Annotated in this window: 22 protein-coding genes and 1 pseudogene; 7 read left to right on the top strand and 16 right to left on the bottom strand. The window is 62.7% G+C overall.

Features of this window, described 5'->3' with window-relative positions; translation table 11 throughout:
- Window positions 1-37: 37 nt before the first annotated feature.
- From CO676_RS23505 to pqqA, 3 genes and pseudogenes are all read right to left on the bottom strand, one after another.
- Window positions 38-1,069: a helix-turn-helix domain-containing protein gene (locus CO676_RS23505; protein ID WP_097522843.1), complete on the bottom strand. Its 1,032-nt coding sequence runs from the start codon at window positions 1,067-1,069 to the stop codon at window positions 38-40.
- Between the two features lie 372 nt (window positions 1,070-1,441).
- Window positions 1,442-1,874: pseudogene (locus CO676_RS36225) on the bottom strand (SPASM domain-containing protein); the annotation flags it as partial.
- A gap of 140 nt (window positions 1,875-2,014) precedes the next feature.
- Window positions 2,015-2,110, bottom strand: a complete 96-nt coding sequence (pqqA, locus tag CO676_RS23495; RefSeq protein WP_037399381.1) for a pyrroloquinoline quinone precursor peptide PqqA — start codon at window positions 2,108-2,110, stop codon at window positions 2,015-2,017.
- 439 nt (window positions 2,111-2,549) lie between these two features.
- Here pqqA and CO676_RS23490 point away from each other — a divergent pair, with 439 nt between their 5' ends.
- From CO676_RS23490 to CO676_RS23470, 5 genes are all read left to right on the top strand, one after another.
- Window positions 2,550-4,316, top strand: a complete 1,767-nt coding sequence (locus CO676_RS23490; protein ID WP_097522842.1) for a PQQ-dependent methanol/ethanol family dehydrogenase — start codon at window positions 2,550-2,552, stop codon at window positions 4,314-4,316.
- Window positions 4,317-4,390: 74 nt separating this feature from the next.
- The gene (locus CO676_RS23485; protein WP_097522841.1) at window positions 4,391-5,113 is read left to right on the top strand and encodes a response regulator transcription factor; all 723 of its coding nucleotides are present in this window, start codon (window positions 4,391-4,393) and stop codon (window positions 5,111-5,113) included.
- A gap of 62 nt (window positions 5,114-5,175) precedes the next feature.
- The gene (locus CO676_RS23480) at window positions 5,176-6,357 is read left to right on the top strand and encodes an FIST N-terminal domain-containing protein (RefSeq protein WP_097522840.1); all 1,182 of its coding nucleotides are present in this window, start codon (window positions 5,176-5,178) and stop codon (window positions 6,355-6,357) included.
- Window positions 6,354-8,558 carry a PAS-domain containing protein gene (locus CO676_RS23475; RefSeq protein ID WP_097522839.1) on the top strand — a complete coding sequence of 735 codons (2,205 nt, stop codon included), beginning with the start codon at window positions 6,354-6,356 and terminating at the stop codon, window positions 8,556-8,558. Before CO676_RS23480 ends, CO676_RS23475 begins: the two co-directional genes overlap by 4 nt.
- A gap of 162 nt (window positions 8,559-8,720) precedes the next feature.
- Window positions 8,721-9,155 carry a pseudoazurin gene (locus CO676_RS23470; protein WP_097522838.1) on the top strand — a complete coding sequence of 145 codons (435 nt, stop codon included), beginning with the start codon at window positions 8,721-8,723 and terminating at the stop codon, window positions 9,153-9,155.
- A gap of 122 nt (window positions 9,156-9,277) precedes the next feature.
- Here the strand turns inward: CO676_RS23470 and CO676_RS23465 are convergent, their stop codons facing one another.
- The 3 genes from CO676_RS23465 to CO676_RS23455 form a co-directional block, all read right to left on the bottom strand.
- Window positions 9,278-9,781 carry a BA14K family protein gene (locus tag CO676_RS23465; protein ID WP_097522837.1) on the bottom strand — a complete coding sequence of 168 codons (504 nt, stop codon included), beginning with the start codon at window positions 9,779-9,781 and terminating at the stop codon, window positions 9,278-9,280.
- A gap of 298 nt (window positions 9,782-10,079) precedes the next feature.
- The gene (locus CO676_RS23460; protein ID WP_097522836.1) at window positions 10,080-11,048 is read right to left on the bottom strand and encodes a YVTN family beta-propeller repeat protein; all 969 of its coding nucleotides are present in this window, start codon (window positions 11,046-11,048) and stop codon (window positions 10,080-10,082) included.
- A gap of 1 nt (window position 11,049) precedes the next feature.
- Window positions 11,050-12,246 carry an ABC transporter substrate-binding protein gene (locus CO676_RS23455; RefSeq protein ID WP_097522835.1) on the bottom strand — a complete coding sequence of 399 codons (1,197 nt, stop codon included), beginning with the start codon at window positions 12,244-12,246 and terminating at the stop codon, window positions 11,050-11,052.
- A 158-nt stretch (window positions 12,247-12,404) separates the two neighbouring features.
- On the opposite strand from CO676_RS23455, the gene pedF reads away from it, so the two are divergent.
- Entirely contained in the window at window positions 12,405-13,091 is a 687-nt protein-coding gene (gene pedF, locus CO676_RS23450; RefSeq protein WP_097522834.1) for a cytochrome c-550 PedF, read from the top strand.
- Between the two features lie 3 nt (window positions 13,092-13,094).
- Window positions 13,095-13,997 carry a transporter substrate-binding domain-containing protein gene (locus tag CO676_RS23445; protein ID WP_097522833.1) on the top strand — a complete coding sequence of 301 codons (903 nt, stop codon included), beginning with the start codon at window positions 13,095-13,097 and terminating at the stop codon, window positions 13,995-13,997.
- Between the two features lie 2 nt (window positions 13,998-13,999).
- Here the strand turns inward: CO676_RS23445 and CO676_RS23440 are convergent, their stop codons facing one another.
- From CO676_RS23440 to CO676_RS23395, 10 genes are all read right to left on the bottom strand, one after another.
- Window positions 14,000-14,755 (bottom strand): SDR family NAD(P)-dependent oxidoreductase, encoded by a 756-nt coding sequence (locus tag CO676_RS23440; protein WP_097522832.1) that lies wholly within the window; start codon window positions 14,753-14,755, stop codon window positions 14,000-14,002.
- 15 nt (window positions 14,756-14,770) lie between these two features.
- Window positions 14,771-15,532 (bottom strand): SDR family oxidoreductase, encoded by a 762-nt coding sequence (locus tag CO676_RS23435; RefSeq protein WP_097522831.1) that lies wholly within the window; start codon window positions 15,530-15,532, stop codon window positions 14,771-14,773.
- Window positions 15,533-15,544: 12 nt separating this feature from the next.
- The gene (locus CO676_RS23430) at window positions 15,545-16,579 is read right to left on the bottom strand and encodes a proline racemase family protein (protein WP_179875614.1); all 1,035 of its coding nucleotides are present in this window, start codon (window positions 16,577-16,579) and stop codon (window positions 15,545-15,547) included.
- An 11-nt stretch (window positions 16,580-16,590) separates the two neighbouring features.
- Complete coding sequence (locus CO676_RS23425; RefSeq protein WP_179875613.1) at window positions 16,591-18,066, bottom strand: aldehyde dehydrogenase family protein; 1,476 nt, start codon at window positions 18,064-18,066, stop codon at window positions 16,591-16,593.
- A 40-nt stretch (window positions 18,067-18,106) separates the two neighbouring features.
- Window positions 18,107-19,354 (bottom strand): FAD-binding oxidoreductase, encoded by a 1,248-nt coding sequence (locus tag CO676_RS23420; protein WP_179875612.1) that lies wholly within the window; start codon window positions 19,352-19,354, stop codon window positions 18,107-18,109.
- A gap of 36 nt (window positions 19,355-19,390) precedes the next feature.
- Window positions 19,391-20,425, bottom strand: a complete 1,035-nt coding sequence (locus CO676_RS23415; protein WP_097522827.1) for a proline racemase family protein — start codon at window positions 20,423-20,425, stop codon at window positions 19,391-19,393.
- An 84-nt stretch (window positions 20,426-20,509) separates the two neighbouring features.
- Complete coding sequence (locus tag CO676_RS23410; RefSeq protein ID WP_097522826.1) at window positions 20,510-21,388, bottom strand: dihydrodipicolinate synthase family protein; 879 nt, start codon at window positions 21,386-21,388, stop codon at window positions 20,510-20,512.
- 30 nt (window positions 21,389-21,418) lie between these two features.
- Window positions 21,419-22,084 carry an amino acid ABC transporter permease gene (locus CO676_RS23405; protein ID WP_097522855.1) on the bottom strand — a complete coding sequence of 222 codons (666 nt, stop codon included), beginning with the start codon at window positions 22,082-22,084 and terminating at the stop codon, window positions 21,419-21,421.
- Window positions 22,085-22,094: 10 nt separating this feature from the next.
- Complete coding sequence (locus tag CO676_RS23400; RefSeq protein WP_097522825.1) at window positions 22,095-22,757, bottom strand: amino acid ABC transporter permease; 663 nt, start codon at window positions 22,755-22,757, stop codon at window positions 22,095-22,097.
- A 9-nt stretch (window positions 22,758-22,766) separates the two neighbouring features.
- Entirely contained in the window at window positions 22,767-23,546 is a 780-nt protein-coding gene (locus tag CO676_RS23395; protein ID WP_097522824.1) for an amino acid ABC transporter ATP-binding protein, read from the bottom strand.
- Window positions 23,547-23,582: the final 36 nt, after the last annotated feature.

Genomic DNA, 23,582 nt, shown 5'->3' with positions numbered 1-23,582 from the left:
GCCATCTCGCTCGGGTACATCCGAAGCGCTGCTCTTCTCAAAGTTGCTTCACAACCTCGGAGCGCACCCAACTGGAGCTGCCCACGCGCCGTCTTGTGTCGGAAGGGTTTTCGCCATACGTCGCCTTGTAAACAGCGGAGAACCGCCCGAAATGAAAGAAGCCCCATTTCAGACAGATCTCCCTCATCGCCTGATTGTTCTCGGGGTCGAGCAGGTCCTGTCGTGCGGCGCGCAGACGAAGCCTGAGGAGATAGGCGGCAGGCGTGGTGTCCCTGAACGCACGAAAGCCGGTTTCGAGGGCCCGGACGGATACGCCCGCCGCTTCGGCGACCCTTGGCATCGTGATCGGCTGATTGATATTGGCCTGCATGAACTCGATCGCCCGGCGGACGTGGCGAGGGGCGATCAGGCACGGCTTCTTCTCCAGCAAATGCGACAGCCGGTGGGGGACCAGACGCACCACCACGTCTGCCAACGCCTGCGTGACATGCGCCATGGCGATCGGCGACTGCAGCAGGGGGCCATTGTTGCGTATGCCGCCCATTATCGTTTCCGTGAGATTGCCGATCAACTGGCCGGCCGGCGTAGACAAGCTCACCTCGGGCAACAGGTCGAGAGAGCCGTCGAAAGGCGCCTCGAAAGTCTGACCCAATGTCTGCAGGACGACAGACCAATTGATCAGCAGCTCGTCTACAACGTTTTCTTCGCCGCGCATGATAACGCTGTTCGGTTCGAAATTGTTGTAGAGAAGCAATCCTCCTTGTCCCGTCTCGGCCGTACGGGGTCCATAGGTCACTCCCATGCCGCCGCTTCGAGGCACGACAATCGACAAATACTCTGCCGTATCGGCGGTTGGCTCAATATGGAACTGGAAATCGGTCTGGTGATAACCGGTGATCAACACGGCGCTGTCAGACACCGAAAGATCAATCCCCCAACGGAAATCCCGGGCCTGGCTGATAGGCTCGGCATCAAATGTGCCAAAGGCGCCGCCAAGCGTTTCAATCATGCTGTCGAACGACGAACCGCGAAACTGAAACGAGGTTGGTGCAGTGCTGCTATCCGACATGCGACTCCCGGTTTTCACCCTCCAAGCGGCCACAACACACGAGAACGGATGGTGTCAGCGACTTCCTCGCAGGCGTTCCTTGCACGAGTTCCTGCGCGCTAATCCGTCTGGAGTTGCACGGCCCCCTCACGTTTTCGCACCAAAGCGCCGCGATGGACACATGAACCTTACAGGCCGCGGGCGCGGGTCGGGCATATGCCTCTGCTTCCGCGATGCCGACAATGTAGGCGAAGTCTTTTTCGATGAGCCCGATCGGAAACTGTGGCGCAGAATGGGAGCATAGAGGCGGCAAGATCGTTGCGCAATCGCGCTCCACGCCGACACCGTCGGTCGCCCGTGCCGCCTGCATGGCCAAATCTGGCCCACGCTCCCTCAGCGGCGGCGGAAAACCAAATCGGCCCACGACGGCGACAGCAGTCGATCCGTATCCCCTGACAAGCTTTCTTGCAGCGGCGATCGGACATAGACCGGATTCAATGGCGCTGGCGCCACCGGCCAGCGCCATCGCCTGGCAGCGGCAGACGCCGAAATCGACATTCTTGCGCTGGCAGCTCCGGCAGAGCTCTGTCATCCATTTCTCGCCGCGATAGGCATTGAAGGCGTAGCTCTCGTACCAGATCCGAGCGAGCGAACGATCGCGCACATTCTCAAAGGAGAGGCTCGGGATGGTCTCCGCCGCATGACAGGGGCAGCACCCGGCCCGATGGCGTGACGTTCATGCCGATACGGCCCCAACCGCCCATGCAGGCCTTGGATAGCTGGAGTGATAGTCGGCCGGCACATAGTCGATCTCAACTATGCCTTCATTTGCGGCGGGGCCGCAACCGTAATTCTATTATGGAAGCCGCCGCCAGCGGCGGCCTCCAGGACGACGACACGAAGATCGGACGTTTTCTTCACTGGCTGACCTAACGAATTGCCCGCCGACCAACGCTTGGCGGAGCGTCAAAAAAGGACCGGCTCGCTCCCGTCCGCGGGGGCGTAGCGGGTGATTTCCATAGCGCAGCTGACGTCGATGAATTTTGGTGCGTGCCAGGACATGTTTTCTCCATTCGCTTCAGGCAGTTGGTGTGCTCGCTCCGGCATGCAGGCGCCGTTACGGCCGGGTCGAACACGTAGCCAAGCGCCGTTCGTCGGAGCGACGCTTGGGTGAAAATCCGGAACGGCTTTCTGCCGCACCGGCAAGGCCCGGCAATGGCGCCGCCGCCGGGCTTTTCGGGATCGGCTGCCGCAGCTTAGATCGAATGGATCAGCGTGACAGAACCTCCCTTTCCGTGCCGAGGGTAGCAACCAGGCGGGGCCTCGCAATACGACCTAGGGACAATCGATATCGGGTTTGATCTCGGGGTAAGCCCACTATTGGCCGGCCCCTCCTGCCATTACGACCAAGGTGCAATATCCCCGACTTTGTCGCGGGAGGATGATCGGTGCTGCCAGGCGGTTGCGGCTCACGCAACGATTGCGAGGGAAGGAGAAGGATATGAACAGATTGATGCTGACTGCCGTGACTGTGCTGTCACTGGCGGGACTGGCCAAGGCAGAGGTGACGGAGGAAGACCTCGCCAAGGACGCCACTACGGTCGGCGACGTGCTCACCAACGGTATGGGCAGGGGGCTGCAGCGCTACTCCCCGCTCGAAACACTGAACAAGACCAACGTCAAGAACCTGCTACCTACCTGGGGTTTCAGCCTCGGCGGCGAGAAGCAGCGCGGACAGGAAAGCCAGCCGATCGTCCATGACGGCGTGATGTATATCACCGCCTCCTACAGCCGGCTTTTCGCCATCGATATCAAGTCCGGCAAGGAGCTTTGGCAGTTCGACGCGCGCTTGCCCGAGGGCATCCTGCCCTGTTGCGACGTGATCAACCGCGGTGCCGCCATCTATGGCGACAATCTCTATTTCGGCACGCTCGATGCCCGTCTCGTCGCGCTCAACCGCAAGACGGGCGATGTGGTCTGGAACAAGAAGATCGCCAATTACAAGGAAGGCTACAGCTATACGGCCGCGCCCTTGATCGTGAATGGTCTGGTCATCACCGGCAATTCCGGCGGCGAGTTCGGCATCGTCGGCGAGGTGCAGGCCCGCGACGCCAAGACCGGCGAACTGGTATGGACCCGTCCGGTCATCGAAGGGCATATCGGGACCTACAAGGGCAAGGAAAGCTCCATGACGGGGACGCTGAACGCGACTTGGCCGGGGGATCTTTGGAAGACCGGCGGCGGCGCCACCTGGCTCGGCGGCTCCTACGACGCCGATACGGGTACGCTGGTCTTCGGCACCGGCAACCCCGCTCCGTGGAACAGCCATCTGCGCAACGCCGGCAAGCCGGTCGAGGGCAACAAGGGCGACAACCTCTACGCGGCGAGCCGCCTTGGCATCAACCCGGAAAACGGCGAGATCAAATGGCACTTCCAGACGACGCCGAGGGAAGGCTGGGACTTCGACGGCGTCAATGAAGTCGTCCCCTTCCTCTCCAAGGACGGCACGAAACGTTTCGCGACCGCCGACCGGAACGGCTTCTTCTATGTCCTCAACCGCGAGGACGGAAAATTCGTTGCCGCCTATCCTTTCGTCAAGAACATCACCTGGGCGAAGGGCATCGATGAGAACGGCCGCCCGATCTATGCCGAGGAGAACCGCCCCGGCGATCCGACGTCCGCCGCCGATGGCGGCAAGGGGCAGCAGGTCTTTTCGGTTCCCTCCTTCCTCGGCGGCAAGAACTGGATGCCGATGGCCTACAGCCAGAAGACCGAGCTCTTCTATGTGCCCTCGAACGAATGGGGCATGGACATCTGGAATGAGCCGATCTCCTATAAGAAGGGCGCCGCTTATCTCGGGGCCGGTTTCACCATCAAGCCGCTGTTCGACGATCACATCGGCTCGCTCAAGGCGATCGACCCCAACAGCGGAGAGATCAAGTGGGAATACAAGAACGCGGCGCCCCTATGGGGCGGTGTCATGGCCACTGCCGGCGGCCTGGTTTTCGTCGGAACGCCCGAGGGCGAATTCAAGGCGCTAGATGACGAGACGGGCAAAGAGCTCTGGTCCTTCCAGACCGGCTCGGGCGTGGTCGGCCAGCCCATCACCTGGGAGCAGGACGGCGAGCAGTATGTATCGGTGATCTCCGGTTGGGGCGGTGCGGTTCCGCTCTGGGGCGGCGAGGTAGCCAAGAAGGTCAATTACCTCAACCAAGGTGGCATGGTTTGGACCTTCCGCTTGCCGAAACAGCTGGCTTTGGCAAAATAGGGAAAAAGGGCCGGGTTTGGTCGCCCGGCCCTTGACCGTTGCGACAATGGCAGAACGGTGCGGGGCGCTCTCAGATGATCATCATCCGCAATACATTCCAGGCACCGCGACCGAGTTCGCCGGTGCTGCCCATATTCAAACCTGTCGAATTGCGATCGGCACTGATCGTCGACGATCATCCCCTGTTCTGCGATGCGCTTGCGATGACTTTGAACGGGCTCGTCGGGATTGAAACGATCGAGTCCGTCGGCACGCTGGAAGCCGCTCTCACCCGTCTGGATCAGGATACGCGGCCGGATGTCGTTGTGCTCGACCTCAATCTGCCTGACGTCAACGGGCTGGATGGCGTCGTGCGGCTCCGGCAGGCGGTCCCCGATGTACCGATAGTCGTCGTCTCGTCACTGGACGAGTTGCGGGTAATCCGCGCCTTACTGAAAGCGGGCATCAACGGCTTCGTACCGAAGCATGCCGCACGAGACGAATTTCGTGCCGCCTTCGCGGCGATCGCGCGAGGCGAAATCCATGCCCCGCAAATGGCCTTGGAGTCGGGCAGCTCGTCGCTATCGGACGAGGCCGTCGCCCGGTTGGGGCTGCTGACGCGGCAACAGGCGAAGATCCTGCAACTCGTCTGCGCCGGTCTTATGAACAAGCAAATTGCCTACGAACTTTCCATCGCCGAGACCACGGTGAAGGCGCACGTTACCGCGATCATGCGCAAACTTGGCGTCCAGACGCGCATGCAGGCCGTCTTGTTCGCGCAGGAAGCACGATTTACGGCACTGACGCCGGAGGATTGACGCTCCGGCCCCTGCCCTCGAGAGTTGCCTTGGCGCTGAATGCAGTTGGGGAGGAGGAGGGAATGCGGATATCCGGTGGAAGCGGCGCGGTGCGCGACGCGATCGTCCGACGTGCCAGTACGACGGCAGGTGATCCGAATGCCGTCGAGACCCTGTCGCGTCAATTGGGATCGGGACCGTTCTCGCTGATCATGCTTTTCATGTCGCCGGCAGCCGACCTGGTGCGCCTGCCGATCGAAGCAGCGCGGGTCTTCGATGGCGTCCCGATCGTTGGCTGCACCACCGCGGGCGAGATTTCCGACGCCGGCTATGACGAGGGCACCATCGTCGCGCTCGCCCTGCCCACGGAATATTTCCGCGTCGACACCGTCACGATCCCCGACCTGATGCGGCTCGATCCGCCCGCGCTTGCCGCCGCCCTCGTTCGCACGCGCACGGCCATGGCCCAGCAGTATCCCGAGCTGGCGCATGAATTCGCCATGTTGCTCGTCGACGGGCTGTCGCAGAAGGAGGACGAACTGACCTCGGCGCTTGCCGCCGGCCTCGGAGCGACACCCATGCTCGGAGGCTCGGCCGGCGATGGAACGCGTTTCGAACGGACCTTCGTGCTCGATGGTCATCGACTGTCGCGCAACGCGGCCGTTCTAGCGCTGGTGCGTACGGAATGCTCGGTCCGCGTCTTCAATTTCGACCACCTTATCCCCACCGAAAAACGCATGGTGGTCACCGAGGCCGATCCGCACCGCCGCATCGTCCGCCAGATCAATGCCGAACCCGCTGCGCGTGAATATGCCCGCCTCGTCGGCAAGGACCCGCAGCAGCTCACCCCCTTCACCTTCGCGGCCAATCCCGTCGCGGTCCGCATGGGAACGCGCCACCACGTGCGGGCCATCCGTCAGGTGATGGAAAACGGCGATCTTGTCTTCTTCTCGGCCATCGACGAGGGCGTGGTGCTGACGATCACCGAGCCGGCGGACATGCACGGCCAGCTCAAACGCGAACTCGCCGGCCTGTGCATGCCGGAGCGGCCAACGGCGATCCTTGCCTTCGACTGCATCCTGCGCCGGCTGGAGGCTGAAGAGAAGCAGGTCATCGGTCGGGTTTCCGGGCTCTTGCGCCGCTATGGCGTCATCGGCTTTTCCACCTATGGCGAACAGTTCGGCCCGATGCATGTCAACCAGACGATGACCGGCCTCGCCATTTACCCGCCGGGCACCGCCCTACCCGAGAAGGTCTCGGAATGACCCGCATCTCCGACTGGCTCATCGATCCTGCCGACAACCCCGAACGCAATACCGCCAAGCTTCTGACCATCGCCGAGGTGCTGATGCGCCAGGTCGAGCAGGCATCCGGCGAACGCGGGATCGCCTACGAGCAGTTCCAGCGCGCCGCCCAGTTGGAAGAGCGGGTGCGGCAGCGCACGTCCGACCTTGAATCGACGCTGCGGATCCTGAACGAGACGAATGCGCGCCTCGCCGAGGCCAACCGCGCGACCGAGCGGGCGCGCCGCGACCTTGCCGATGCCATCGAGGCAGTGGAAGAGGGATTTGCCCTCTTCGACGCCAGCGAAACCCTGGTGATGTACAATTCGCGCTTTTGCTGTGATCTCCAGGACGTCCGCGCCATCCTTCATCCGGGCCTGTCCTTTGCGGACTATATCGGGGCCTGTAGCCGTTCGCGCTCCCTCGCCTTGCCAAAGGACGAGGGGCCTGCTGAATGGATGGCAACACGAATAGAGCGCCACCGCACGCGCAGCGTCTTTCAGGTAGCGCTTGCCGGCGACCGCTGGCTGCAGGTGAGCGAACAGCCGACTTCCGACGGCGGCACGGTCGTTCTCCAGACGGACGTTACGGAAATCATCCGTATGGAGCGAACCGAACGGGGCAGGATGCTGGATGATCAAGCCCGCCTGATCCACGCGACGTTGGAACATATCAACCAGGGCATATGCATCTTCGACGCGGCCGGTCGACTGGTCGGCTGGAACGAACGGCTTCGCCTGTTGCTCGACATCCCGGTGACCGTGCTGCGTACGGGGACAGGCTTCGACACGCTGCAACGCTGGATTCACCGCGACGGCGAACTGGTCAGTTCCATCGCACCCTCGGAGCTTTTCTCCTGGGCCGTTCAACAGACGCAACGGCCGCCGCTTTTCCTGGAGATCCGCCGCGCATCGGGCGTGATGCTCGTGGTCTTTGCCGAGGAGACGCCGGATCGAGGCTTCGTCATGTCATTCAGCGACGTGACGCGCGAACGCCAGGCGATCCAGGCAATGCAGCGCGCCAACGCCTCGCTCGAGGCGCGGGTGGCTGCCCGTACCGAAGATCTGCGCACCGCTCTCGCCGATGCAGAGCGCGCCAATTCCACCCGCGCGCGGTTTGTCGCGGCCGCCAGCCACGACCTCCTGCAACCGCTTTCCGCCGCCAAGCTTTTTGTTGCCTCGGCCCGTGACGAAGCGGAAAACGAGCACGCCGGCGGCACTCTCGACAAGGCGCATAAGGCGCTGGCGAGCGTCGAGGCGATCCTCGGCGCCCTGCTTGACATTTCGCGCCTGGACGAGGCGGTTGTCGAGATATCACCCGTCCGTCTTGCGCCGCTGTTTGCGCAGCTCACCGACGAATTCGCACCCGTGGCGGAACGCAAGGGGTTGAGGCTTGCCATCCTGCCCTGCGCGCAGACGGTCTTCAGTGATCCGAGCTATCTCAGGCGCATCCTGCAAAACCTCATCAGCAATGCGATCCGATATACACGCACCGGCCGCGTGCTCGTCGGTCCGCGGCGCGTGCCGGGTGGCGTGCGGATCGAGGTGCACGACACTGGCCCCGGCATCGCTCTCGAGGACCAGGTGGCGATCTTTCGCGAGTTCCACCGTCTGAACGCCTCTGCATCCGCCTCCGAGGGTCTGGGACTCGGCCTGGCCATCGTCGAGCGCGCCTGCGCACTGCTCAATCATCGACTGACGCTCAAATCGACGCCAGGACGCGGCACCTGCTTTGGCGTCGAACTGGAGCAGGCACCTGCACGCGCCGCTGCGAGCTACCCTTGCGGCGATGCTAGCGAGGATGGCACGACGGCCGACGTTGGCGACCGCATCGCCCTTCTCGTCGAGAACGACGAGGAACTGCGCCATGCGATCAGCCTCGTTCTGGAGCGACGCGGAATTACCGTTCTGGAGGTGGCAAGCGGCGAGGAAGCACTGGAACTGGTCGACGAGATGGGCATCGTTCCCGATCTTTACCTGGTCGACCAGCAGCTCGGGGACGGACTGACGGGCATCGAGACCTTGACGGCTCTCAAGACACGTCACGGCGACCGACCGGCAAGGATCATCACCGCCGACCGCACACCGGGTGTGCGCGAGGCCTGCGCCAAAGCCGACGTCGAGATCATCTACAAGCCCCTTGACTCGGAGGTGCTCGAAGCGTTCGTCACCAGAGGGGGGTGAGGAAAGTGTGACGACCTTTTGTTCCTCGTCGCTCGCCTCAACCTATTGCAACAATTAGCTTTTACTATCCTGCAGACGCCGACCGGCACCAAGGTCGCATTGCCTGCCCGCGGTCTTTCGATGTTTCCTTGCGGACAGTCGAAAACCCCTAGGGAGAAGCAAATGCTGAGAATAATGGGAATTGTTGCCGCGTTCGTGCTGATGGCAGGCGGGGCTCATGCCGCGGAGCACGAAGTGAAGATGCTGAACAAGGGAGAGAGCGGGGCCATGGTCTTCGAGCCGGCCTTCGTGAAGGCCGCTCCCGGCGACACGATCCGCTTCGTGCCCGTGGATAAGGGTCACAATGTCGAGTCGATCAAGGGCATGCTGCCCGACGGCGTCGACAAATTCAAAAGCAAGGTCAACGAGGAATATGTGATGACGCTGACCGTGCCAGGACTCTACGGGGTTAAGTGCTCGCCGCATTTTGCGATGGGCATGGTGGCGCTGATCCAGGTGGGTGACGTACCGGCCAATGTGGAGGCCGTGAATGCCGTGAAACTGCCGAAGAAGGCTGACGAAAGGCTGAAGGCGGCGCTTCCCGCCCCTTCCAATTGATCTCAAGGGAAGCTTGCGGCGCCGCGGGATTGATCGGCCCGCGGCGCTGGTGCTTTGTCGATCGGTGCTACAGCGCCGTGTTGCGCCCAAAATCGGACAAGACGGCTATCGCCGGTCCGCCATCAATAGTAGGGCGAGACGCACGCCTGGCGCGGACCGTAATAGGGCTGGAACGTGTTGTCGTAAGCCCTGTAGGACCGATAGCGCGCGTAGCACCAGCGCGTATGCGCATTGCCGCCATTATAATAGGTCTGGCGGTAATAGCGTGGCGCGTAGTAGCGCGGGCGGTAATAGGTCGGGCCGTAGTAGCCTTGATCGTAGTAGCCCTGATCGTAGTAACCCTGATCGTAGTAGCTGGGGCCATAATACCTCGGCTGCGCCAGCAGGCCACCGAGGATCGCGCCGGTCGCGAGCCCGCCGAGCGCCCAAGCCCAATCATCATCGCCACCGTTGTGGTGATGCCCGCGGTATCCGCCACGATAGCCACCACGGTAGCGCCTGTACTGGACTGTCTGCGCCTCCGCTACCTCGATCTTTGGCGCGACAACGGTGGGAAACGCCATGGCCGGCGGAACGCTCGTCAGCGCCGTCGCCAGCGACAGGGCAACGATTGCTAACCTCGTCATTGGCTTCACCTTTCCTCTACAGCGCCGCACTTGGAACATGACGCACAAAGGACGCTGCAGCATTTGGACTTGCTGGATTATTTTGTGCTCAAACCGGCGTCGGTTCAACGAATTTCCAGTAGCAGCATAGCATTCCCTTCAAATAATGCCCTCGCACGGCACCGCACCCCTCGATTTGGACCTCAGCGTGGCGTGCAATGTCCAAATGCGGCCAAACGGGATTTCCCTTCCTTTCCCCGGCGACCGCCAGGACCGAAACCCGGTATACCGGCTCCACTCCCCATATTCTCCCGGTCTCTCACGGGCGGCTCGCGGCTCCCCAGGGATATCGGCCGACCTTGATCGATTTGACGGCCTCGCGCGAGGCCACATCGATCACCGTCACGTCGCCCGAGATGCCGTTCGTGGTGAAGAGCTGGGTGTGATCCGGCGAAAAAGCCATGTGCCAGACGCGCCGGCCGACCAGGGTGTACTCATCGACCTCGAATGTCTTCATGTCGATCGCGGCGACGTGGTTTGCCGGACCGAGCGCGACGAAAGCTGTCTTGCCGTCGGGCGTGAATTCGAAGCCGACGGGCTGGATCAGGTCGTCCTTGACGCCGGTGATGGCGAAGCGGATCTTGGCCTTCTCCGACCGGGTCGCGACATCGAACACTGTCACGCTGCCTCCGACTTCGGAGGACACCCAGAGCTCCTTGCCGTCCCCGGTGAACTCCGCATGGCGAGGACGACTGTCGACGAGTGTGTTGGCGAAGATCTTCATCGTCGCCGTGTCGATCCAGTGCGCCATATTGGTCGTCTCTGAGGTCGTCACGACGATCTTGCCGTCGGAGGAAACGGCCATGCCTTCCGGCTCTATGCCGACATTGATCTGCGCCACGACCTCCCGCGCGTCGACGTCGACCACCGTCGTCACCGCATCGTCCTCGTTGGCGATCCACAGATGCTTGTCGTCGGGGGCGAGCACGAACTGCTCCGGATCTTCTCCGGAGGGCAGCTCGTAGAGGATTTCGCCGGTCGCCGGATCCATCACTTCCACGGCGTCGCTGTCGGACGCGCAGACATAGGCGCGCGAATGGTCGGAGTTGAAGGTGATCCCGCGGGGCCGCTCGCCGGTCGGAATAGTGCGGATGACTTCGAGAGTCGCGGTGTCGATTACCGTGATATCATCGTCCTTCTCGTTGGTTACCCAGATTTCGCCGGCTGCAGCAGTAAAGGGAAACGCTGCGACAGGGAGCGCAAGGAGGAAAAGGCAAATCCGTCTCATTTCAGCCTCCGAATGCCTTGCACGTGCTTTCCGCGCGGTCGAGACCAAGCGTGTCCATTTCGTTTTCCTGATGCAGGTAGCCGTCGAGGGGCGTGAGCTCCACGAGTGCACGGCCGTTGACGACCGGCATTGGCTGGCGCAACTGGCCATTCCAGCGCCGATAGGTGAGCGAGCGGCCCTTAAAACCGTCGAGTGCAAAGCCATCCGACAAGATATAAGCCCTGAGCTTCGTCGGGTCGGCGGAATTGATGCGCGTTACCGCCTCACCGACGCTGCGCAGAGCCGCCCAGGCGGCGTAATCGCGCGGCCGCATTTCGCGCTTCGCCGCGCTCTCGAAGCGGTTCTGCAACTGGACGGCTCCCCATTGTTCCAAAACGGGCGCCCAGCCCTCGCCGCGCAAGCCCTCGGAGCCGGCGACCGGACGCGCCAGCCAGGTGTTGTCGGCCACATAGCGGGCAAAATCGTCTGCCTCGTCGGCGACCAGCAGCACATCGTGATCCGGCAGGTCCTGGGTGAACAGAGGCACCTCTTTCGCTGCCGTCCGCCGCAAGTCGGTGTCAAAGGTCCACAGTTTGTCGGCAAGGATCTCGACACCGAATTTCGCCGCCGCCGCGCGCAATGTGGCGGCATAGGCTTTGTCCTGTGGTCTCGGCCCGACAATCATGGCCGTGCGTGTCCAGCGCCGCGCCCTTAACATCTGCATCAGCGCATCGGCACGCATCGCGTCCTCGGGGATGGTGTGAAAGAGGTTGGCGCGACAGTCGGCGTCACGCAAGCGGCGCTCGCCGGATGCAACGTTGAAAAGCAGCGCGCCGCCGGCCTCAGGCAGATCGGCGACGTTTAACAGGCCTTCGGCGGGAGCATCGATAAAGAGCACGGACGAGGTGGCGAGCGCCGCTTTCGCGCTCGCAGCAAGATCCTCTCCCGGGGCAACGGAAATCACCTTCAGCGTGTAGTAGTGCCCGAGGAATCCTCCGGTCGTCTCGATATCGGCAAGGGCGACCTTCGCCCCGGCGATGCCGAGGTCCTCGGGAATCGGGTCGAGGTTCGACAGCACCGGCGGCGCCTGCACCTCCTGTCGCAGATAGGTCATGGCGATGGTTGTCTCCGCCCGTGCCGGACCGAAAACGCCGACAAGCGCGATCAGAAGGCCCGCGGAGATTTTCCGTCTGATGCGCACTTTCGAGACTGTCGGCATTGGGAACTCCTCCTGCTGCAGACCTTAGGATGCGAGCGGAGAAGAGAGGAATACGACCAAGGTGCCATGCCCGGCTGCGACATAGGTCGTATACCGCGGCGGCGGCCATGAGCGGTAAGAAAATGCGGATCGGAACGAAGTCTTGCCAGGGAGGAAAGATGTCCACGAACCGTATCCGCGCCGGACTTGCGGCGCTTGCACTGCTCGGAACCGCGACGATCGTCGTTGCGCATGGCGACGTCGCGCCCCAGCCCGTCAACACCGACTCGCTACCGGCGGTCGGTGAGGAATGGCTTACGGAGAACCCGTATCGCGAGGAGACGGTCGGGCGCGACGTCTGGCTAAAGGCGGTCGAGATCGGCGCTTCCGGATACAACCAGAACTGCGCCCGCTGTCACGGGCTGGGCGCCGTATCCGGCGGGCTTGCCCCCGACCTCCGGCTCCTGGAGGCGGCGGAATATGGCGACGAGTGGTTCGTCGAGCGCTTCCGTCTCGGCTACACGCAGGATGGCACGACCAAAATGCCGGCCTTCGGCGACATTCTCGGCCAAAAGGCTGCCTGGGCGATCCGCACCTACATCGAGACTCGCCCGGAAGACGGGGCGCTCGACGCTCACGCGGACCGGCTGCACGAGCTGCGGAACGATCTTGCCGCCGCCAAGATTTCCGATCCGAAGGCGCTAAAAGCCGAACTCGAAAAGATCGCCGCCGAAGTCAAAACCGCCTCCGGTGCGCCGGTTGCCGACAGTGTCGCCTATGAGGCGGCCCGGGTGCTGAGCGATGCGCCGGAGAGTTGGAAGAAGGCAAGCGACATCTTGACTGTCGGGCTCTCTGCATCGGAGTGAGCCATGCACGCTCCTCGAGCCACAATGCTCTCGGCACTGGCTTGCCTTATGCTGCCGGCAGTGGCCTTCGCGCGCTGCGAGGGCCACATGCCGCAGCCGAAACCGCAAAACACCTTTTCCCAGGATATCGGACGCTCCTTCGACAGAATCCTCGAAGAGGGCTGGATCGAGTTCGCCGTCTACGAGGATTTCCCGCCATGGTCCTATGCGGAGAAGGGCGAGGTGCGCGGGATCGACGTGGAGATCGGTCGGCTTATCGCCGCCGCGCTCGGTGTCGAGCCCCGCTTCCGTCCCGTGCAGGCGGGCGAGACGCTCGACGCCGACCTACTCAACTATGTCTGGAAAGGAGCGGTTGTCGGCGGCCATGTCAGCGACATCATGCTGCATGTGCCCTATGACAGCGACTATGCCTGCCGGATCGAGCAAGTCACCTTCACCGGGCAATATGCGCGGGAGGCGATCGCGATTGCCTATGACAAGGCCGACTATCCCGAAAAGGGACCGACGCCGCCCTTCTTCCGTTACGATACGGTGGCGGTGGAAAACGACTCGATTTCCGATTTCCATCTGACTTCGCTGCTCGGTCCCGTGGACAAGATCCGTCGCTACCGCAACACCGTGCGCGCCGTGGAAGCGCTCGCGGACGGCGAGGCCATGGCCGCGATGGGCCCGCGGGCAGAGCTTCAGGCGGGCATTACCGCGCATCCGGTTGCCGCTCTGGTGGTGCACGAGCCGCCGCTCGTCGGTTTGGCGCGCGGCAAATGGACTCTGGGCGTCGGCGTGAACTTCCAGCACAAGGATCTCGCTTATGCCGTCGACGACGCGATCGCCGGGGCACTTGCCGATGGACGGATCGCGGCGCTCTTCAAAGCCCAAGGTCTGACCTTCGAGCCTCCGATGAGATAGCTTCAGGCAACTGCCTGGGCGCCGGTTATCTCGACGAGCGAACCGCACATGAAGGCGGCCTCTTCGGACGCGAGGAAGGCGACGAGGGCGGCGACCTCCTCCGGTTTTCCAATCCGGCCGAAGGGAACGAGCCTGTCGAGATCGGCGATCGTTCGCCCCGACCGCCTCACCCCCGCTTCGAGCATCGGCGTGTGGATTTCGCCGGGGCAGACGGCGTTTACGCGGATCTTGTCCGGCGCATAGTCGCGCGCCAGATTCTGCGTGAAGGCTGCCACCGCCGCCTTGGTGGTGTTGTAGGCGATATGGTTCGGCGCCGGGTAGAGACCCCATTGGGAGGCGGTGTTGACGATCGCACCACCGCCAGCCTCGATCATGTGCGGAATTGCTGCACGGCAGAGGTGGAACATCGAATCCACATTGACTGCAAAGCTCGCATGCCAGTCGTCGTCGGTCAGCGACAAGAGGTTGCCGCGCCGGTTGATGCCGGCATTGTTGACGAGAATGTCGATGCGCTTCTTCCGGTCGAAGGCCTCGGCAATCAGGCCGAAGCAGGGTTCCTTCTGAGAGATATCGGCGGCAATGGCGATGGCGGAATTGCCTGCTGCAACGATTTCGTCCGCCACGGCGCCCGCTGCTTCCCCGTTCACGTCGGAGACGACGACCAACGCTCCCTCGCCCGCCAGCCGACGCGCGATGGCCGAACCGATACCGCCGCCTCCGCCAGTGACAACGGCAACTTTATCTTCAAATCTTTTCATGTTCCGCTCCTCGAATTATCGAATATAGCTGCCGCCGTTGACGTCGAGCGTCGCACCGTTCAGCGAACGCTGCGAAGGCCTGAGCGCGAAGGCGACGAGTTCGGCAATTTCGGAGACCTCGGCCATCTCGCCGATCGGTATGTCAGCAACAGCCGCCTGCTTGCCGAATCTTTCCACGAACTCCTCGGCCATCTCCGTCTGGACCCAGCCGGGGGCGATCGCCACCGCCACGACGCCGTCTGCCCCAAAGCTGCGGGCGATCGATTTGGTCAGATTGATCAGCGCCGCCTTCGTTGCACCATATGGCAGCGCATCGGCCGCATAGCCGCGCTGTCCGGCACGGCTCGCCATGTTGACGATCCGCCCACCGCCACGCGCCTTGAAGTGCTGCAATGCCTCCTTGCAGAGATCGGCCGCGGCAAAGAAGTTCACCTGGAACTCCCTCTGCCAGGCTTCCCTCCAAATGTCGGCATCGGCGTCGATCGAAATCTCGGTTCGGATGCCGGCATTGTTGACGAGGGCATGGATGCGACCGACCGCGGCTTCTGTCTCCTTCCAGAGGCTGAAGGCGCCTCTCGCTTGGGAGAGGTCCGCCTGGACGATCGATCCTTCCCCCGAAATGCATTCGAGCAGCGCTTCGGCCGCGGCTACGTCGCGCCCATAGTGGATTATTGGATGAGCACCCTCCTCTGCCAGACGCTCGACGATAGCAGCGCCGATGCCACCGGAGGCGCCGGTGACGAGGATATTCTGGCCCCGAAGAGGTCTCATGGTCATCGCTCTTCTCCTTCAGCCCAGTACATCGACCTGCGGTCCCCAGCTGTCGGCGAGCGCAAAGCCGCTTTTGAACGGATCGTCGTCGGAGAGGCGAAGCTGCTCGCGGCCATAGATCCAGCCGCGCCCGGTGATCCGCGGCAGCACGGCGGGGCGTCCGCCCACCTCCGTGACGCCGATCGCCTCCGCCGTGAACTCGCCGCCGATGATCGACCGCGAGGTTCGCCTGTCCCCGATCCCTATCTCGCCGCGTGCGTAAAGGGTCGCGAGATTTGCGCAGCTGCCGGTGCCGCAGGGAGACCGGTCGACCCGGCCCGGCTTCAACGTCGTGCAGGTGCGCACCGCGCCGTCCGGCTCCTGCCCGCGGAACATCACGTAGGCGATCTCATCGACGCCGGTGAGTTCCGGATGCTTCACCGTCACCTGATCGGCCAGCAGCGACTTCAGCTCGATTCCGGCTTCCGCCAGATAACGCGCATTGGCCGGGGCGATCTCGCTGCCGACCTGATCGACATCGACGATCGCATAGTAGACGCCGCCAAAAGCGATATCGGCCTTGATGCGCCGCCAGCGCGGCGTCTCGATATCCCGATCCAGCGCCTCGGCGAAACTCGGCACATTGTCGAGACTGACCGACAGGCAGCGTCCCTCTCGGCACGTGGCGCGGGCAACGATCCGTCCGGCCGGCGTGTCGAGGCGGACGATCGTTTCCGGCTCCTGCATCGCCACCCGTCCGCTCTCGAGCAGGGCGGTAACGACGCAGATGCAATTGCTGCCGGACATCGGGTGGGCACGATCGGCCTGCAGCACGATGAAGCCGGCGTCGGCATCGGGCCGCGTCGGCGCGACGAGCAGGTTGACCGACATGGCGACGCTGGCCCGCGGCTCGAAGGTCACGAACCGGCGGAGACTGTCATCGACCTGGTTGATGTGGTTCATCTTGTCGAGCATGGTGGCGCCGGGGATTTCCGGCGCGCCGCCGATGATCACCTTGCCGATCTCACCCTGGCAATGGACCAGAAGCAGGTCGAGCGTCCGGTCCCAGTTCATCTGGCTTCCATTCATTTGATGTACCAGCCCCATTTCTCGCCGGAGGCAAGGCGGGTGATCTGCTTCGTCTCGAGATAGTTCTCGAGGCCCCAGCGGCCGAGCTCGCGACCGATGCCCGATTCCTTGTAGCCGCCCCAAGGCGCCTCGGTGAAGGTCGGCTGCGAGCAGTTGATCCAGACGATGCCGGCGCGGAAGGCGCTCGCGACCCGTTCGGCACGGACATCGTCCTTCGACATCACCGCGGCGGCAAGACCGAAGCGCGAATCGTTGGCAAGCGCGATCGCTTCCTCTTCGGTCGAGAACGGCCGGATGCAGACGACCGGGCCGAAGATTTCCTCCCGCCAGGCGTCGCTCTCCAACGGCACCTCGGTCAGGACCGTCGGCTCGAGATAGTAGCCTGTCTCGAAACCCTCAGGCCGCTTTCCGCCGCAGGCGAGGGTTGCACCGGCGGCTGTCGCCGCCTCGATCGCCGCGACGACCTGCTCGTGCTGGCGCCTGGAGACCAGCGGCCCGAGCAGTACGCCGTCCTCGAGGCCGTCGCCGATCTTGATCTTCTTTGTCTCGTCGACAAGCCGCGTCAGCAAGCGGCCGTAAATTCCTTTCTGGACGAGGACCCGCGATGTCGCCGAGCAGACCTGGCCCTGGTTCCAGAAGATGCCGAACATGATCCATTCGACCGCCTCGTCGATGTCGGCGTCGTCGAAGACGACGAAGGGTGACTTGCCGCCGAGTTCGAGGCTGACGCGCTTGATGTCGCGGGCCGCCGCCGCCATGATCTTCGAGCCGACCGGGCCGGAGCCGGTAAATGCCAGCTTGTCGACGCCCTTGTGGTCGATGATCGCCTGCCCGGCGATCGAGCCGGAACCGGTCACGATGTTGAGGACGCCCGGCGGCAGGCCCGCCTCATCGGCGACCGCCGCGAGTTCCAGCGCCGTCAGCGAGGTGACTTCGGCCGGCTTCAGCACGACGGTGCAGCCGGCGGCAAGCGCCGGCGCCACCGTCCAGGCCGCCATCAGCAGCGGATAGTTCCAGGGGATGATTGCACCGGCGACGCCGATCGGCTCCTTGACTGCCTTGGACGTAAAGCGAGCGTCGGGAAGCGCGATCGGTTCTTCCGGATTACTATCGAGTTGCTCGGCAAGCCCTGCATAGAAATCGAAGCAGCCGGCGGCGTCGGCGATATCCCAATCCGCTTCCGGAAACGGCTTGCCGTTGTCGATCACCTCCAGGCGGGCGATTTCCGCCTGTCGGGCGCGGATGCCGTCAGCGATGGCGCGGAGGTATTTTGCTCTTTGTGCACCCGACAGCTTCGGCCAACCATCCTCGTCGAAGGCACGGCGTGCCGCCTTTACCGCGACGTCGACATCTTGCGCCGTTGCAGCGGCGATCTTGTGGATGACTTCTTCTGTCGCCGGATTGACCACGTCGAACGTCCCGCCGTTTGCGGCCGCCGTCCATTTTCCATCGATATAGAGTTCGCTGCGCATGGTTCTCTCCAATCGTTGCTGTCGGTGATCGGCTCTGCTGTCAGAACCGATCCACGCGGTATGGTTTGAGATCGATCGGCGGATTGACGCCGGTCACAAGGTCACCAATCAGCCGCGCGGTCGTCGCCGCATAGGTGAGGCCCAGATGTCCGTGGCCAGTGGCGTAGAAGACACCGCGGTGTTTCGCGGAAGGGCCGATGATCGGCACCGTGTCGGGAAGCGCCGGCCGATGGCCCATCCATTCCGTGGCCCTCTCCGCCCGAAGATCCGGCAGGGCCTCCTGCGCCCGCTTGACGAGTACTTTCGCCCGCCGGTAGTCCGGCGCGGCGTCGAGCCCCGCCATTTCCACCGTGCCGCCAACGCGGATGCCGCCGGCCGTCGGCGTGACCATGAAGGCGCGCGCCGGCCAGATGATCGAATGGCGCATGCGGATACCCGGCGCCATGATCTGGGTGTGATAACCGCGCTCGGTTTCGAGCGGGATCGGCTCGCCGAGAATGCGCGACAATTTGCCGGTGTAGGCACCGGCTGAAAGCACGATTTGAGACGCTGCGCTCGACCGACCATCCTTCAGGCGGACGGCCTTGACGCGATCGCCCTCGTCGAAGCCGACCACCTCGCCTTGCTCGATCCTGCCGCCGAGCGCCATGAATTTCTCGCGCAGTTTCAGGAGCAACCGGTAGGGGTCGCTAATCGAGCGGTTTTCGGGAAACAGCACCGCTTTGGCGATCTTCGAGGTCAGGGCGGGTTCAAGATCGCGAATGGCGTTGCCGCCGAGGACTTCGTGGCGGAAACCGAAACGCTCAAGAACCTCGATATGCTCCCGGTCGGCGCTGAACTCGGCCTCATCCGCATAGAGGCTGAGGCATCCCTCCTCGGTCAGCATGTCCGTTAGATTCGCCTCCTGCAGCAGAGGCATCAGGTCTTCGTAGACGCGGCGACACAGCACGGCACCAGCCGCCTCCAATTCCTTGACCCGGGACGGGCGGCTCGCTTCCAGAAACCGGAGGAACCAAGACACGAGCCTCGGCATATAGGAGGGCCGGATACGCACCGGTCCTTCCGGGTCGATCAGCCATTTCGGCATTTGCGCCCAGACCGACGGCCGAGAAGCGGGCATGAACTCGGTGACCGCGATCGACGCCATATTGCCGTAGGAGGCGCCCTTGCCACAGGGATCCCGCTCGACGAGAACCGCGGCTTTCCCGCGACGCTGCAGCTCGTAGGCGATGGTCGTGCCGATGATGCCGGCGCCTACAACCACGACATGGCCCTCATTATCGCTCATCATTTCTCTGCTCTCGGACGGCGCTTGCTGCGGCGTTCAAACTGTGGTCATCCAGGTGTCGGCCACCGTGAAGCCCTCGGGATAGGGATCCGTCGGGTCCATGCCCATCTGATAGAGACCGGTGATCCAGGCCTGACCGGCGATCGCCGGGATGACAGCGTCGTACGTCCCGACGCTCGTCACGCCGTCGATGTTGCAGATGAAGCGGCTGCCGGTGATCGACTCGTGGATGAGCGTTTCGTCAAGCCGGATCAGACCCTGGGCATGAAGCAGCGCCAGCCTCGCCGATGAGCCGGTCCCACAGGGCGAGCGGTCGCAACGCCCCGGCGAGACGACCACGCAGTTTTTCGAAATGAGCTGGCCATGCTCGCGCCGAAGCGGCCCCATGAATTCGGTGTTGGTGATTCCGGGTATGACCGGGTTCTCGGGATGCTCGACAGCCAGCTGCTCGGCGGCCGCGAGCTTGAGCTTCTGTCCAACCTCGCAGAGATCGCGGGCTTCCGAGGGGTCGATCGAGAAGCCGAGATCGGCGGCGTTGACCATCGCATAGGTCATGCCGCCATAGACGATGTCGACCCGAACGGTGCCGAGACCCGCGACTTCGATGTTGGCATCCAGGTGATAGCAAAAAGCCGGCTGGTTCACGAGCCGAACGCTCGTCACCTTGCCGTTTGAACATTCGCAACGCACCTTGATCAAGCCCGCCGGCGACTCGAGCGTCAATTCAGTGATGGGCTCCCGCATCGGCAAAATTCCGGTCTCGAGCAGCACCGTCGCCACGCACATCGTGTTCGAACCCGACATAGCCGGGTATTCGGTCGTCTCGAGGATGACGTATCCCATTTCGGCTTCGGGATGATTGGAGGGAAGCACGATATTTGCATTGTGCCAGACTGCGCCGCGCGGCTCGAACAGAACCATCTTGCGGATGTCGTCCATGTGGGTTTCGACATGAACCCGCTTGTCGAACATGGTTTCGCCGGGGACCTGACCGACGCCGCCGACGATGACCTTGCCGCTTTCTCCTTCGGCGTGGCAATCGACGACGGACAGGACCTTGCTGAAGCGCATCTTTCTAGCTCCATAGCCGCGGATAAGTCGTAGACGGGCCGCTGCCCTATTGCCGCACGGCCGGGAAATGGCGCTTTCACAAGATCACCAGTTCAGGATCGGCTCCATAGCAGCGCGGAACTCGGCCTTTTCATCGTCGGTCAGCGGGCCTAGTGGCGCGCGGCATTCACCCATGGGCAAGCCTTGAAGCTCGCAGCCATACTTGATCTTCTGTACGAACTTGCCGCTTTCGAGGATGTTCATCGCCCGGTAGAGCGTTTTCATCTGCGCACGCGCCTTGTCCAGATCGCCGGACTTGAACGTTCGGTCGAGATCGCAGCACGCCTTGGCCATGCAGTTCGACGGCCCGCAGATCCAGCTTTCCGCGCCCCAGAACATGAAGTCGAGTGCGATGTCATCCGAGCCGGAAACCAGTTGAATGCGGCCTTCATAGCGGCTGGCGATGTCGATCGCGCGCTGCAAGACCCCCGAGCTTTCCTTGATCCCGATTACACGCGGATTATCGGCGAAATGGTCCAACAGCTCGAAGCTGATGTCCGAACCATCCTTGGCCGGATAGGAATAGAGAACCAAATTCACATCCACGGCACCGAGCACGGTTTCATAATGCCGGATCAGTTCGGCTTGCGTGGGCCGGGTGTAGAAGGGCGGCGCCAGCAGGACAGTGTCGTAGCCGATTTCCTTGGCGATCGCCGTCTGCTCGATAACCTCACGGGTGGCGGGGGCATTGGTGCCGGCGATCAGGATTTCGCCCGGTTTGGCGAAGTCCTTGACGAATTGCAGCACGTCGCGGCGCTCTTCCTTTGACTGGCTGAAATACTCTCCGGTCGAGCCGTTTGGAACCCAGCCGGTGACACCGGCCTCACGCAGATGTGCCAGGAGCTTTTCAAACGCCTTGAAGTCGATCCGGTTGTTCTGATCGAAGGGGGTGATGAGGGCGGGCATGACGCCAGAGAGTTTCATGGGAAGTCTCCTATTCAAATTCGGCTGCGATCAGATCGCGAGTTTGGCAAGCACGCGCCGCTCGACGAGCGTCACGGCACGGGTGAGCGGAAAGGCGATGAGGAAATAGATGAGGGCGACGACGGTCAGCACTTCGATCGGGCGCGCCGTGTTGTTGGAAATGTTCTGACCGACGAACATTAGGTCGGCCATGCCGACGGCGGAGACGAGCGCGCTTTCCTTGAACAGGCTGACGCAGTTCGACAGCAGCGTCGGAACGGCGCGCAACACCGCCTGCGGCAGGATGACGTTCGTCACCTGGACGCGGCGCGGCAGGCCTAGTGCAACGCAGGCGTCGAGCTGTTCCGGATCGATGGACTTGAGCGACGCCCGGAAGGTCTCGCTGGTGATCGCGCCCATATAGAGCGTCAGTGCGATCACCCCGGAGGTGAGATTGGAGAGCTCGACGCCGAGAACCAGCGGTAGGCAGAAGAAGATCCAGAAGAGCTGGACGAGCACCGGCGTGCCGCGGAAAAACTCGACATAGACGCTGGAGACCGCACGCAACAGGGCACTTCGCGATGTCCGGGCGAGGCCTATGAGAAAGCCGAGGCTGCAGCCGAGCACGACGCAGATCAGCGTCAGCTTGATGGTCGTCCAGAGACCGAGCGCGAGCGCCTCCTGGAACCGAAAGATGATGGAGAAATCGAGAGCCATGGTCATCTCCTCAGCTCATCATCAGTTGACGGCGGCGTTCCAGGAAGCCGACGATCTGGCTGATGGGGAAGGAGACGGCAAAATAGACGAGCGCGACGATGGTGAAGGTCTCGATCGGCCTATAGGTCTCCGTCGCAAGCGTCTTGGCCTGGTACATGAGGTTCTGTACGGCGACGATGGCAACCAGCGCGGTCTGCTGGAAGATGCCGATGCCGTTGGTGAGCAGGACGGGGGTCGAAGCCCGAACCGCTGTCGGCAGCACGATATAGAGGGTGCGCTGCAGCGGATTAAGACCAAGTGCGATGCCGGCATCGAGCTGCTCGCGCGGCACCGCCTGGATCGCCGAACGATAGGCTTCGGCGTTGAAGGCCATCAGATTGAGGCCGAGCGCCAGGATGCCCATCGTCATCGAGCCGAGGAAGACATTGAACAACATCGGCACGCAGTAGAAGAACCAGACGATCTGCACGATCGCCGGCGTGCAACGGAAGAATTCGACGAAGAGCATGGCCGGCAATCGGATCGACGCAAAGCGGCTCATGATCAGGAGCGCCAGCGGAAAGCCGAGTACGACGCCGATGAGATTGGCGGCGACCGTCAGCTCAAGCGTGACGAGGAGTCCTTCAAGCAGCGGCCCGAAGGAGATGGACTGGAAGTCGAAGGAATATCCCATCTCCCCCTCCTAGTGCCGGATATGGAAGACGCGGTCGATGAAGTCGCGGGTGCGCTCTTCCTTGGGAGAGCCTAGCACCTGCTCGGGCGGCCCGTCCTCGACGACCACGCCGCCGGCGCAAAAGATCACGCGCGAGGCGATGTTCTTCGCAAACCACATGTCATGGGTGACGATCATCATCGGCATGTTCTGGGCGGCAAGCTGCAGGATAACCTGCTCGACCTCGGCGACGAGTTCGGGATCAAGCGCCGAGGTCACCTCGTCGAACAGCATCAGCTTCGGATCGAGCATGAGGGCGCGGGCGATCGCCACCCGCTGTTTCTGGCCGCCGGAGAGTTGCGCCGGATAGGCATTCGCCTTGGCGCCAAGGCCGAAGCGTTCGAGGAGCGACTGGGCGCGTTTGGTGGCGCTCGCCTTGTTTTCACCGCGCACCTTGCACGGCGCGAGGATCAGGTTCTGGGTGACGGTGAGATGCGGGAACAGCGTATAGTGCTGAAACACCATGCCGATCGAGCGCCGCACCTCGGTGTCGATCTCGGTTTTCTCGTCGGCGCCATCCGACGAGATATAGGGCTTGCCGCCGAAGCTGATCGAGCCGCTGTCGATCTTCTCCAACCCCATCACGACGCGCAGCAGCGTGCTCTTGCCGCCGCCGCTCGGGCCGATGACCACGACTCTTTCGCCGGGCTTCATTTCGATATCGAGCCCTTTGAGAACCTGGATATGCGGCCCATAGCTCTTGTGAAGGGACTGGATTTTGACAAGGGGAGCACTGAAGGACATGGTCATCGCCGATCTCGCTGTTCAAAAGAGGGGATGAGGGTG

It is taken from the genome of Sinorhizobium sp. BJ1 (assembly GCF_002531555.1).
GTDB lineage: Bacteria > Pseudomonadota > Alphaproteobacteria > Rhizobiales > Rhizobiaceae > Sinorhizobium > Sinorhizobium fredii_B.
The sequence above is the reverse complement of the archived record's forward strand: the minus strand, read 5'-3'. Positions and strand labels throughout refer to the sequence as shown.

What these genes read in the sequence shown, in the direction of transcription:
- CO676_RS23505 (WP_097522843.1), bottom strand. Translation starts at nt 1,069, where the DNA reads ATGTCGGATAGCAGCACTGCACCAACCTCGTTTCAGTTTCGCGGTTCG.
- pqqA (WP_037399381.1), bottom strand. Translation starts at nt 2,110, where the DNA reads ATGTCCTGGCACGCACCAAAATTCATCGACGTCAGCTGCGCTATGGAA.
- CO676_RS23490 (WP_097522842.1), top strand. Translation starts at nt 2,550, where the DNA reads ATGAACAGATTGATGCTGACTGCCGTGACTGTGCTGTCACTGGCGGGA.
- CO676_RS23485 (WP_097522841.1), top strand. Translation starts at nt 4,391, where the DNA reads ATGATCATCATCCGCAATACATTCCAGGCACCGCGACCGAGTTCGCCG.
- CO676_RS23480 (WP_097522840.1), top strand. Translation starts at nt 5,176, where the DNA reads ATGCGGATATCCGGTGGAAGCGGCGCGGTGCGCGACGCGATCGTCCGA.
- CO676_RS23475 (WP_097522839.1), top strand. Translation starts at nt 6,354, where the DNA reads ATGACCCGCATCTCCGACTGGCTCATCGATCCTGCCGACAACCCCGAA.
- CO676_RS23470 (WP_097522838.1), top strand. Translation starts at nt 8,721, where the DNA reads ATGCTGAGAATAATGGGAATTGTTGCCGCGTTCGTGCTGATGGCAGGC.
- CO676_RS23465 (WP_097522837.1), bottom strand. Translation starts at nt 9,781, where the DNA reads ATGACGAGGTTAGCAATCGTTGCCCTGTCGCTGGCGACGGCGCTGACG.
- CO676_RS23460 (WP_097522836.1), bottom strand. Translation starts at nt 11,048, where the DNA reads ATGAGACGGATTTGCCTTTTCCTCCTTGCGCTCCCTGTCGCAGCGTTT.
- CO676_RS23455 (WP_097522835.1), bottom strand. Translation starts at nt 12,246, where the DNA reads ATGCCGACAGTCTCGAAAGTGCGCATCAGACGGAAAATCTCCGCGGGC.
- pedF (WP_097522834.1), top strand. Translation starts at nt 12,405, where the DNA reads ATGTCCACGAACCGTATCCGCGCCGGACTTGCGGCGCTTGCACTGCTC.
- CO676_RS23445 (WP_097522833.1), top strand. Translation starts at nt 13,095, where the DNA reads ATGCACGCTCCTCGAGCCACAATGCTCTCGGCACTGGCTTGCCTTATG.
- CO676_RS23440 (WP_097522832.1), bottom strand. Translation starts at nt 14,755, where the DNA reads ATGAAAAGATTTGAAGATAAAGTTGCCGTTGTCACTGGCGGAGGCGGC.
- CO676_RS23435 (WP_097522831.1), bottom strand. Translation starts at nt 15,532, where the DNA reads ATGACCATGAGACCTCTTCGGGGCCAGAATATCCTCGTCACCGGCGCC.
- CO676_RS23430 (WP_179875614.1), bottom strand. Translation starts at nt 16,579, where the DNA reads ATGAACTGGGACCGGACGCTCGACCTGCTTCTGGTCCATTGCCAGGGT.
- CO676_RS23425 (WP_179875613.1), bottom strand. Translation starts at nt 18,066, where the DNA reads ATGCGCAGCGAACTCTATATCGATGGAAAATGGACGGCGGCCGCAAAC.
- CO676_RS23420 (WP_179875612.1), bottom strand. Translation starts at nt 19,354, where the DNA reads ATGAGCGATAATGAGGGCCATGTCGTGGTTGTAGGCGCCGGCATCATC.
- CO676_RS23415 (WP_097522827.1), bottom strand. Translation starts at nt 20,425, where the DNA reads ATGCGCTTCAGCAAGGTCCTGTCCGTCGTCGATTGCCACGCCGAAGGA.
- CO676_RS23410 (WP_097522826.1), bottom strand. Translation starts at nt 21,388, where the DNA reads ATGAAACTCTCTGGCGTCATGCCCGCCCTCATCACCCCCTTCGATCAG.
- CO676_RS23405 (WP_097522855.1), bottom strand. Translation starts at nt 22,084, where the DNA reads ATGGCTCTCGATTTCTCCATCATCTTTCGGTTCCAGGAGGCGCTCGCG.
- CO676_RS23400 (WP_097522825.1), bottom strand. Translation starts at nt 22,757, where the DNA reads ATGGGATATTCCTTCGACTTCCAGTCCATCTCCTTCGGGCCGCTGCTT.
- CO676_RS23395 (WP_097522824.1), bottom strand. Translation starts at nt 23,546, where the DNA reads ATGACCATGTCCTTCAGTGCTCCCCTTGTCAAAATCCAGTCCCTTCAC.